Genomic DNA, 11,569 nt, shown 5'->3' on the forward strand with positions numbered 1-11,569 from the left:
TTCACTGGAACAGGTAATCAAACAGCCATTCCAGATTATTAAAGCAGCCAATAATGGCAAGACAGACGCTGATCTTTTGGCAGGAGCAGGATTCAGTGCTTATCTGGAGTCTTCTCTGACAAAGAAAGCGGACGGAAGTTATGATTTTGATTCAGCTACGCCGGTTGTAATTGGAGAGAATGGTGCGACAGAAATCTTTACAGACGAAAAAGGATATGCTTGCAGTATTGCACTTCCGTATGGAACTTATATTGTACGGGAAACAACGACACCGCACAATTATACTCCGGTGGATGATTTTACAGTTCGCATTACAGAGAACCATCCAAACACACCACAGACATGGCGTGTACTTCTGGATGATGAATTTGAAGCGAAGTTAAAGATTATCAAGCAGGATGATGAGACGAAAAAGCCAGTTTTACAGAAAAATACAGAGTTCAAAATTTATGATCTGGATAATAAGAAGTATGTAGAACAGGTTACCACTTATCCGACTACGGTGAAACATAAGTCTTATTTTACAGATGAGCAGGGATATTTGATTCTTCCGCAGAATCTGAAAATTGGAAAGTACCGTATTGAGGAGGTAAATGCACCGTTTGGCTATACGCTGAACAAAAATTACTATGAAGTAACAGTAGATTCCAACACTGCATATCAGATGGAAGGAACTTCAGGGGATGTGATCATCGAAGTGATTTATGAGAATCATCCGGTTAAGGGAGAACTGACTATCGTGAAGAAAGGCGAAGTTCTGGATGGATTTGAAGATGATTTTACATATCAGACAGAAAATCTGGAAGGAGCAGAGTTTGAAGTTTATGCAGCAGAGGACATTTATACCGCAGATTTCCAGAAAGACGATAATGGAAACCGTATTCTGGAATATGCAGCAGGTGCTCTGGTAAAAACTGTTACAACCGATAAAGATGGAAAAGCGGTCCTGAAGAATCTTCCGCTTGGAAGTTATAAGATCGTGGAAACGTCTGCACCGGAAGGCTTTGTTTTAAATAGCGAAGCACAGACAATTACTTTCTCTTACAAAGACCAGGAAACACCAGTGATCGAACAGACAGCTACATTTGACAATGAACGTCAGAAAGTGGAAATTTCAGTGGTTAAGCAGGATGCGGATAATGAAGCACCAGTTGCAGGAGCAGAATTTGGACTGTATGCAAAAGCAGATATAGAAGCTCACGGAACAGTGATCGTGAAGGCTGATACACTGATTGGAACCGCAATTTCCGATGAGAATGGAAAAGCTGTATTTTCACAGGATCTGTCATTTGGTGAGTACTATATCAAAGAGCAGAAAGCTCCGAAAGGATATGTATCTTCTGATGAAGTGATTGAAGTGAAAGCAGAATATCAGGGACAGGAAGTAAAAGTTGTACAGGTTGCTTGTGTATTTAAGAATCAGCCGACCAAAATTGAGGTTTCCAAGTCTGATCTTACGACAGGAGTAGAGTTATCTGGTGCGACACTTACTGTGCTGGATAAGGATGGAAATGTAGTTGACACATGGAAATCTGTGAAGGGTGAGAAACATCTGATTGAACGTCTGACCGTAGGAGAAACCTATACACTTCGGGAAGAACTGGCTCCGTATGGGTATCTGAAAGCAGAAGAAATTACTTTTACTATCGAGGATACCGGAGAAATCCAGAAGGTGGAAATGAAAGATGATGTGCCAACAGGAACAATTCTTATTAATAAAAATGGAGAGTTCCTGGATAAAGTGACCCCACTGGATTCTGTGGGTGGCTGGATCAGTCATTTATTCCAATATGTGACAGGAAATCTGAAAGACGTTACGTTTGAAGTTTATGCACTGGAAGACGTGAAAGCGGCTGATGGAGAAAGTGAGGATTACTACAAAAAAGATGAACTGGTAGCAACCATTATGACGGATGATACCGGAGTTGCCAAAGTATCAGGACTTCCGCTTGGCAAGTATTATGTAAAAGAGAAAGCTACGGTGGATGGTTTTGTCCTTGATGATAAGGCAAGAGAAATTGATCTGACATACAGAGATCAGGATACTGCAGAAGTAACTTACTCTGCTGACTGGCAGAACAACCGCCAGAAAGCTGAGGTAGAAGTTGTGAAAAAAGAGAAAGATTCTGATCGAGTGCTGGAAGGGGCTGTGTTTGCTCTTTGTGCGAAAAATGATATCACAGGTGCTGATGGAAAGGTGATTCTGAAAGCGGATTCTGTGATTGAAGAACTTGCAACTGATAAAGAGGGTAAATTGACATTTGCGGCAGACCTGCCGATTGGCTTTGAGTATTATATCAAAGAAACCACTCCGGCACCTGGTTTTGCAACAACAGATGAAGTACAGGAGTTTAAGTTCGAATATGAAGGTGCAGACAAGGAAAAAGTAACATATTCCTTTACTTTTGAGGACGAGCCTACTGTAATTGAAGTTACCAAGACATCTCTGACAGATGGAAAAGAACTGGAAGGGGCAAAACTTCAGGTAACTGATGAAGATGGTAAGGTGGTAGATTCCTGGACTTCCGGCAAAGAAGCTCATATCATCAAAGAGTTGGTAGTAGGACGCAAATATACTCTGACAGAAACAAAACCGGCAGACGGTTATGTAACAGCAGAAAGCATTACCTTTACCATTGAAGATACTGCAAAACCGCAGAAAATTGAAATGAAAGATGATGTGACGAAGGTAGAAATCTCTAAGACGGATATTTCCGGTAAAGAACTGCCAGGAGCAAAACTGACAATTCTCGACAAAGACGGTAAAACGGTAGAGAGCTGGACTTCTGAGGAGAAACCGCATTACATTGAAATGCTTCCGATTGGGGAGTATACACTTCGGGAAGAATCTGCCCCGGATGGTTATCTGATAGCTGAGGACGTGAAGTTTACAGTTGAAGATACTGGGGAAATTCAGAAAGTAGTTATGAAGGATGAAACAAAACCAACAGAAACACCAGTGCCGGAAAACCCAACCACACAGGTAACAGATACACCGAAAACAGGTGATGATACACACATGCTTCTTTGGATTCTGCTTGCAGTAGCAGGTATGGCAGGTGCAGTATCAGCAGTGTGGGTAGTGAGAAAAAAGAAATAAGAAACCTTTGATCAGGGGGCATTTATGGACAGAATTGATTCATAAATACCCTCTTTTTGCTAATACTAAGAAAAAATGAAAGGGGAATGTATTTTGAAACAGATATTGATTATTGCAGGAGTAGCGGTTATTGCAGCGGTTAATTTTGTAATGTACTGCTGTCTGAGAGTGGCCTCACAGGAGGATCAGATGTTGGAACGAATGAGTAAAAGAAGGGAGCAGGAAGGAGACGATGATTAGATATGCAGAAGACAAGCCGAAGTCCTGTGAATACTGTTACTTTTGGAATGAGAAGAAGAAAGAATGCAGGCAGATGAGATGTTTTTATCAGCTTCCGGAGAAGCCGCCTGACCCAGATCCGCTTCATCGCTACTGGGTTCCATGTAAAGGCTGCCCATATGGGAAAAGTCCCTGCATTGGCTATTGCATGGCGAAAATATTAAAAGAACAGAGAGAGAAGAAGTCTGGATAATCGTACATATGCCTTTCCATATCATTATGGGGAGGAAGCTGAGCAGTACACGTTCTACCGGATTCCTAAGATTCTTTTTGTAAGCCCGGTATTTGGAAACTTATCCTGTGAGGCAAAATTGCTGTATGGATTATTGCTTGACCGTATGCAGTTATCTATGAAGAACCGATGGCTGGATGCAGAGGGCAAAGTATATATCTATTTTTCACAGGAACAGATTTCAGGACTTATGGGATGTGGAGTGAAAAAAGTCCGGTGCCTGTTAAAAGAACTGGATGACAGAAAAGGAATCGGGTTGATTACAAGAGTCAGGCAGGGATTAGGAAATCCCGATAGAATTTATGTAAAAAAATGTGTATCACCAGACAGGTTAAAGGGAAACTTGCAGTACGGTCAAAATGACCTGTCAGGAAAGGCAGAAATGACCGATACAGACAGGTGCAAATTGCCAGGTAATGATATAGAGGATAGTAATACTGAGAATAACGATACAGAGTATCATTCATTCTATTCGGATAGCAGTGAAATGAAAAGAAAAGAGGCAGAGCGTAGTGCCTATCAGCAGATTATTAAAGAGAATATTGGCTATGCCTATATTGTAGATGAGTTTAACCAGCAGATGTTGGATGAAATTGTCGGTCTGATGGTAGATGTGGTGTGCTCGGAACAGGAATTTATACGGATTGGAGGAGACAGAAAACCGCTTTCCGTTGTAAAAAGTCAGTTTCTGAAATTGGATTCAGAACATATGCGATTTGTTCTTCACTGTATGAAAGAAAATACCAGTAAGGTATTGAACATGAGGCAATATTTACTGGCAGTATTGTATAATGCACCATTAACGATCAGCAATTATTATTCATCTCTGGTACAGCACGATATGTATGAAGGAAATATATGATTTTACGGAAAGGAAGTGATTCAGGTGCAGGAGGAGGTAAATGAGAAAACGGTATCATTGTGTATTACCGGTGGCAAAGTAACAGTTCGCTTATTAAAACAGGCAATGATGAGATTCCTGGCTGCAATGGAAAAAGAAAAGGTGGAAAGATCAAAAAAACAGCAGCAGACAAAAGGACCGCCGGATAAAGAATACCATGGAAAGCAGAGCATGAAGAAGCTGGCACAGCAGAACGTACAGCTTTCCAATATTGAGATCACGAATAATAATATCAAGGCTTTTGAGAAAGTGGCGAAGAAATATGGCATTGATTTTAGCCTGAAGCGTGATAAGTCCGTAGATCCACCCAGATACTTTGTCTTTTTTAAAGCAAGGGACGTGGATGTAATGACAGCAGCATTTCGGGAGTTTACTGGAAAGACACTGAATAAAGCGAAAAAGCCGTCTGTCAGAAAGAAATTACAGGAAGCGATTACTGCCAGAAGCCAGGACAAGCAGCGAGAGCGGGAAAAAACAAAAGAGAAACAGAAGGAGCCGACGTTATGATTGGAATAAAGAATTTAAAGAAGAAACTCAAAGGATTCCAGGTACGTCCGCCCAATATGGAGAAAGCGAAGAAGGTTTTGTTGTATCTGCCATATGTGATTGTGTTCTATGTGACAGGTAAATTTACCTGGCTGTATCAGTATTGCCGGGGCAGCACCGTGATAGACAGACTTGTTGTTCTGCTTACGAATTATCCTCTGGCTTTTAAGGACTGGCGTCCATGCTTTCAACTGAAAAGTCTGGTGGCAGGTACAGTTGCAGCAGTCAGCATATGGGGAGTCGTATATTTTAAGGGCAAAAATGGAAAAAAGTTCCGACAGGGTGAAGAATATGGTTCTGCACGTTGGGGAAATGAAAAAGACATAGCACCCTTTATTGATCCGGTCTTCGAGAATAATATCTTACTGACACAGACAGAGCGGTTGACGATGAACAGCCGACCAAAGAAACCCAAGTATGCCAGAAATAAGAACGTAATCGTGATCGGAGGCTCAGGTAGCGGTAAGACCAGATTCTATGTAAAACCACAGCTTATGCAAATGCCGGATAATGTGAGTTTCGTGGTCACCGACCCCAAGGGAACCATCATTGTAGAATGCGGTAAAATGCTGGCAAGGGGAACACCGAAGAAGGATAAGAACGGAAAAATTATGCGTGATAAACATGGCAGAGTAATCATGTCACCGTATAAAATTAAAGTGCTGAATACGATTAACTTTGCAAAAAGTATGCACTACAATCCATTCCATTATATTCGTTCGGAAAAAGATATTCTGAAACTGGTAAATACCATCATGGTGAATACGAAGGGCGAGGGCGAAAAGTCCAATGAAGATTTCTGGACGAAAGCGGAACGTCTGCTGTATTGTGCTTTGATTGGGTATATCTGGTATGAAGCACCAGAGGAAGAACAGAATTTTTCAACTCTGCTGGAGTTTATCAATGCTTCTGAGACAAGAGAGGAAGATGAAGAATTTAAAAATGCAGTCGATGAACTGTTTGAGGAATTGGAAAGAGACAATCCGAACCATTTTGCAGTAAGGCAGTATAAAAAATACAAACTGGCGGCAGGTGTAGTAAGTTTGAAGAGACTTCTTAATCAATCAAATTTAAAGAGTTGGAGCTCCAAAATGATTAAAAAGTCTCTTGAGGCTTATTTTTTTACCTTAAAGAACAAAATTGTATTTTGTAAAAAACAATTTCAAAACATGTCCGTATTTTGTTTCGTCAGTACAGAGATTGTGTAAGGAACTTTAAAAAGATGACACGAAATCAAAAAAGATGCAGTAAGGGGGCTGTAAAAAGACCTCTGAGCATTTCGTTTAGTGTAAGAATCTTTTTTACTTCTTACACGAACCTTGAAAACGAAACAGTCTGCCCGTAGTGATACCAGAACTGAATAGGCATTCAGCGTGTCTTTTCTGGTTAATACGTCCCGGAAACATCAGAACCCGGTACAGGAACGGATATGGGATGAGAACAGGCAATTAATAAACAAAGGAAGGAGGACATCTGACTATGACAGAGAAACAGGGATTCATGACAGCGTTGTATGAACGTCTTAGTCGTGATGATGAATTAAACGGGGAATCCAACAGTATTTCAAACCAGAAGAAACTGCTGGAACAATATGCAAAAGAACATGGATTTACCAATCTTGTTCATTTTACTGATGATGGTATCTCCGGTACAAGATTTGATCGCCCAGGCTTTCTTGCCATGATGAAAGAAGTAGAGTCGGGGAAAGTCGGAACGATTCTGATTAAAGATATGAGCCGAATGGGAAGAGATTATCTGAAAGTCGGACAATATATGGAATTGCTGCGACAGAAGAATGTCCGCCTGATTGCAGTCAACGAGAATGTAGACAGCTTCCGGGAGGACGATGATTTTACTCCATTCCGAAATATCATGAATGAATGGTATGCAAGGGATACCAGTAAAAAGATAAAATCAACTTTCAAGGCGAAAGGAAAATCCGGCAAGCATGTGGCAAGTACAACACCGTATGGGTATCTGAAAGACAAGGATGATCCGAATGTATGGATTGTTGATGAAGAAGCAGCTGTAGTTGTACGGAGAATCTTTCACATGACAATGGACGGGTACGGACCATATCAGATTGCCAAGGCACTGAAAGAGGATAAGGTTGAGATACCAGCGGTTCATATGGCAAAGAAAGATGCCGGATTATGGAAAGGCAGAGTAGAAGAAATCAAAGATCTTTATGGCTGGGGCTCTTCTACTGTTGCAGGTATTCTGAAGAAAAGAGAGTATCTTGGTCATACAGTGAACTTCAAGACCAGAAAACATTTCAAGGATAAGAAAAGCCATTATGTATCTGAGGATAACTGGACGGTGTTTGAGAACACGCAGGAAGCAATCATAGATCAGGAAACTTTTGACAATGTGCAGAGAATCCGAAGCAATGTGAGAAGGTACCCAGATGGATGGGGAGAAGCCCACCCCTTGACAGGTCTGATGTATTGTGCAGACTGTGGTTCCAAAATGTATGTACATCGAGTAAATAATGGCAAGCGAGTACCACAATATACCTGTTCTGCATATTCTAAAGTTCCGGTTGGAACACTCTGCCAGACACAGCACAGAATTAATGCAGATGTGGTTATGGAGCTGATTAAGGAACTGTTAAAGGCTGTTGCAGAGTATTCACAGCTGAACCGTGAAGAATTTTTGGAAACAGTAAAAAAGGCACAGACTTCACAGCAGTCCAGTGAGATCACAAGATTGAAAAGCAGATTGGCAGAAGCAAAAAAACGTGTGCAGGAACTGGAAAAACTGATCTGCAGAATTTATGAGGACAATATTCTTGGCAAGCTGCCAGATGAACGCTATGCGATTCTTGACGGACAGTATTCTAAAGAACAGAAAGATTTGTCGGCAGAAATTGCAGATATGGAAGCTGAATTATCAGGCTATGAAGAAGGCCGCAGATCAGCGGAGAAGTTTATTGCTCTGGTTGATAAATACCAAAATTTTGAGGAATTGACCACTTACATGCTGAATGAATTTGTAGAAAAGATTGTGGTTCATGAGCGTGACCGAAAAGGAAGCATTGAGACAACTCAGGAAGTGGAAATCTATTTTAACTTCATTGGGAAATATTTACCTCCACATTTCGGTGAGGTGGAAATGACACCAGAGGAAATTGAAGAAATGAAGAAGCGGGAAGCCAGAAAAGACAGGCTTCATCAGAATTACTTGAAAAGGAAAGCAAATGGCAAGCAGCAAGAATACTATGAACGGACAAAGGCAAAAAAGAAAGCTGAGATGGATGCAAAAAAAGAGGAAATCCGTCAGGAAGATATTGCAAAGGGTGTGTTCGTGCCGGTATCACTGCTTCCACCAGCAGAACCGAAGAAAGGAGTTGCATCAGCATGAGCGAATTAGAAAGAATCATTCACGATAACAGTAATGGTCTGGATTATATCCTTGTCGGGGAAATCTATCTGCCACTGATCGCAGTACCCGAAGAGAAAAGAGAGATTGGTTTTTATGGAAGTCTTCACAGAAACTATCTGAAAGATTACAAGAGTGGCTTGTATTCCTATCTGACATTGAGTGGTAAGCTCTGGACGTATCTCGCAGATCTGAATGAGCAGTGTTTGGAACGCAGGGATTTCCTCATGGAACAGATTATGGAGCAGGAAGGCATTACGAAAGAATTGAAAAGCAGAGATCAGATGGAATGGGTTCGCCGGGCAAACAATGCAAGAAGCCGGGTAGATGAAATTATTTTAAATGAACTGGTGTATGTGTAGGAGGGACTTATGAGATACCGGATTGAATACGCAGACGGAAGATGTTGTAATTTTGCAAACAGCAGAAAAGATTTACTGGACTGGCTGAAACTTTTGAAAGATGAAAAAATCGTTGATATCCGAAAGATTTACAAAAGCGGTGTGACAGATTCTGTGATAGACAGCTATCGTAGTTATCTGAAACAGTGAAAGGGGTGGACAGTCATGGTTGTTGTAAGAATTATTGTGAAAATCGTATTACTGCCAGTGCGTATATGCCTGACAATGATACAACTGGTGGTTATGTTCTTCACATGGCTGTCGGCAACGGTATTTCATATCCTGTCGGGGATCATCTGCATTACAGCAGTTTTAGGGTATGGATTCGGACAGGAGACAGGCACAGAAGCGGTCAGGATGCTTGTGGCAGGTTTTATACTTTATATCCTGCCTGTGCTTTCTGGCTGGGCAGTGGTGTGGCTGGAAACATTCAAAATCAGATTGATGGAGTAGACCACTGGAGAAAGGAATAGGATTCTTAAATGAAGATTACAAAAGAGATTGAAGAATTTATCAACCTGACCATAACGGAACATATGGGAAAAGAGTATGCAGACTGGAAACTGAGCCAGCTGTCTGTGACAGAACCAGATGAAGTTGAGGAAGAATATAAAAAAGTGATCGCAACACTTCCACAGGAACAGGAAGAGACCATTACAAAATATTGCGACCAGATATTTAACAGTGGAGCAGAGACAGAAGAATTTTTCTACCGGTTGGGACTGAGGGACGGAATGAAACTTAGGAAGACTGTTAAAATGGTTCTGAAGCAATTATCAGAATGATACATATAGGAATTATCTGAAAAGTGAATGAGTAAAGGAAAGGGCATTAACCGTAAAAAGTTAGTGCCCTTTGTTTTACCCATTTTTATATTTTCACAAAATCCGATGCAGAGGATTTTTGAAAAACAGACGGAACGGAGATCATGCTGAAGGGACAGCGGCAGGAGTTACGTTTTGTCTGCTGGGAGTACAGAGGGCTGGAAGTCCTTTGTGCCCAGATTGCAAAGAGCGGCAGCATCTTGCTGGGGTTAAGGGGCAAAGCCCTTAGCAGGTTAAGGGCGGCAGCCATTGCCCAGTGATATGGCGTTTCGCCATATGGTACTGGGTACTGTCTGTAACGGGGACAGAGACTTTTGGCAGCTTCGCTGCAATCCCCTCCGGGGAAACAACTTGAAAAAAGGAGAGATGTGAATTGAAAGGCACAAGGCATAACGGCAGATCTGGGAAAGACGGTGTTTACAATCCGCTTCACAATGACCGGAGATTTGACCCGGAACACAGTGAGCATATTGACAATGAACGTGTCCGTCAGAATATTTACTGGGACTGCTATCAGGGATATACCACAATGGCAGACCGGGGAAAAGAGGATAATTTTTCTTTTAACCAGATTGAGATGGCATACTATGTGGATCATTACAGCGATTATGTGATTAACCAGAATAAACGTCATGAGAAAGCAAGACATCCCGACAGATGTAAAGGGGTGGAAGATGTTCTGAAAAATAAAAAGACCTGTCCGGAAGAAAGTATCTATCAGCTTGGGACGATAGATGAACACGCTTCTGTGGAAACGCTGGTTTTGGTTTTTGATGAATTCAAGAAAGAGTTCGATGAGCGGTTTGGTTCTAATGTGCATATCATTGACTGGTCACTGCACATGGACGAAGCAACTCCGCATATTCATGAGCGTCATGTATTCGATGCTACGAACCGGTATGGGGAGATTGAACCGAAACAGGAAGCGGCACTGGAAGAACTTGGCTTTGAACTTCCGAATCCGGAAAAGAAAAGATCAAAGACAAATAACCGTAAGGTTGTTTTTGATTCTGCCTGCCGGACAATGTTCCTGGATATCTGCAAACGTCATGGACTGGAAATTGACGAAGAACCGTCCTATGGAGGAAGGCAGTATCTGGAGAAACAGGACTATATCCGAATGAAGCAGAAAGAAGAGATTGCGGTTCAGCAGGAAATGCTCAATCAGCAAAGGGATAAGGTCAATGCGAATCATCTGGAACTTGCAAGGCAGTCAAAACATGTCAGGGCAAATGAAAAGGTTATCCAGTCACAGAAAGAAAAAATAGAACAGCAGGAAAAAGAATTTAAAGAAAATTTCATTTCCAATTCTGACCGGATTCTAAGTCAGGGCGAGCTGATTGAAGAGCAGAGAGAGGAACTGAAACAGCTTACCCTCCGTATTGAAGATGTGGAAACCTTGCTTGACGAAGTATCCAGTGAAGCCTATGACAAGGCTGTGGATAAAGTCGCAGAGGAAACAATGCGGGCTACCAGAAAAGATGACATTCGTCTTGCGGAAGATTCTAAGAGATGGATTCAGAGTCCGGAACGTAAGGCATCACGAAAAGAAAAGGAATATGCGATAAACAGGCTGGACGGTCTGATTAAAAAAATCGAATATGCGATGGAAAAAGCTGTTGTGAGGGTTGTCCGTCAGTTAAAACAGCCAGAGAAGAAAAAAGCCGTTGTTGAAGAAATCAAAAAAGAAGTGAAGCCGTCAATCAGAGAAAAACTTGCATTGAACGTAGCAAAGATTCAAAGAGAAGAGGCAGAGAGAAAACAACTGAATAAAGGAAGATCACATTCCAGTGATCTGGAACTATAAGGGCATTTTGTTGATTCCGTAAGGACAGGACAAAGTGCTTTTTTGTTTTTTGTGAAAACTTGTTTCCTAGATTTGGGAAGCAGATTTAAGAAAGTGAG

General features: G+C 41.5%; 12 protein-coding genes. All 12 read left to right on the forward strand.

Features of this window, described 5'->3' with window-relative positions; all coding sequences use genetic code 11:
- The coding region (locus WMO75_RS04345) for an MSCRAMM family protein (RefSeq protein WP_349077676.1) at positions 1 to 3,100 on the forward strand (3,100 nt) is incomplete at its 5' end.
- A gap of 93 nt (positions 3,101 to 3,193) precedes the next feature.
- Positions 3,194 to 3,340, forward strand: a complete 147-nt coding sequence (locus WMO75_RS04350) for a hypothetical protein (protein WP_172697015.1) — start codon at positions 3,194 to 3,196, stop codon at positions 3,338 to 3,340.
- Entirely contained in the window at positions 3,333 to 3,572 is a 240-nt protein-coding gene (locus tag WMO75_RS04355) for a hypothetical protein (protein WP_087202978.1), read from the forward strand. The genes WMO75_RS04350 and WMO75_RS04355 overlap by 8 nt, the downstream gene beginning before the upstream one ends.
- Before the next feature lie 61 nt (positions 3,573 to 3,633).
- Complete coding sequence (locus tag WMO75_RS04360; protein WP_270372691.1) at positions 3,634 to 4,473, forward strand: DUF6017 domain-containing protein; 840 nt, start codon at positions 3,634 to 3,636, stop codon at positions 4,471 to 4,473.
- A gap of 24 nt (positions 4,474 to 4,497) precedes the next feature.
- Complete coding sequence (locus WMO75_RS04365; RefSeq protein ID WP_118743827.1) at positions 4,498 to 5,019, forward strand: PcfB family protein; 522 nt, start codon at positions 4,498 to 4,500, stop codon at positions 5,017 to 5,019.
- A complete protein-coding gene (locus WMO75_RS04370) occupies positions 5,016 to 6,266 on the forward strand; it encodes a type IV secretory system conjugative DNA transfer family protein (protein ID WP_349077678.1) in 1,251 nt (416 codons plus the stop codon). Before WMO75_RS04365 ends, WMO75_RS04370 begins: the two co-directional genes overlap by 4 nt.
- A gap of 271 nt (positions 6,267 to 6,537) precedes the next feature.
- Entirely contained in the window at positions 6,538 to 8,421 is a 1,884-nt protein-coding gene (locus WMO75_RS04375) for a DUF4368 domain-containing protein (RefSeq protein WP_349077679.1), read from the forward strand.
- Positions 8,418 to 8,801: a TnpV protein gene (locus WMO75_RS04380; RefSeq protein ID WP_158433341.1), complete on the forward strand. Its 384-nt coding sequence runs from the start codon at positions 8,418 to 8,420 to the stop codon at positions 8,799 to 8,801. Before WMO75_RS04375 ends, WMO75_RS04380 begins: the two co-directional genes overlap by 4 nt.
- A 9-nt stretch (positions 8,802 to 8,810) precedes the next feature.
- On the forward strand, positions 8,811 to 8,990 hold the full coding sequence (locus tag WMO75_RS04385; protein ID WP_158433342.1) for a hypothetical protein: 180 nt from the start codon (positions 8,811 to 8,813) through the stop codon (positions 8,988 to 8,990).
- A gap of 15 nt (positions 8,991 to 9,005) precedes the next feature.
- Positions 9,006 to 9,293, forward strand: coding sequence for a hypothetical protein (locus WMO75_RS04390; RefSeq protein WP_158433343.1), 288 nt, complete (start codon positions 9,006 to 9,008; stop codon positions 9,291 to 9,293).
- Between the two features lie 29 nt (positions 9,294 to 9,322).
- Entirely contained in the window at positions 9,323 to 9,625 is a 303-nt protein-coding gene (locus WMO75_RS04395; RefSeq protein WP_227392427.1) for a hypothetical protein, read from the forward strand.
- Between the two features lie 412 nt (positions 9,626 to 10,037).
- Positions 10,038 to 11,471, forward strand: coding sequence for a serine/arginine repetitive matrix protein 2 (locus WMO75_RS04400; protein ID WP_158433344.1), 1,434 nt, complete (start codon positions 10,038 to 10,040; stop codon positions 11,469 to 11,471).
- Positions 11,472 to 11,569: the final 98 nt, after the last annotated feature.

The sequence above is a fragment of the Blautia intestinihominis genome (assembly GCF_040096655.1).
Lineage (GTDB): Bacteria > Bacillota > Clostridia > Lachnospirales > Lachnospiraceae > Blautia_A > Blautia_A intestinihominis.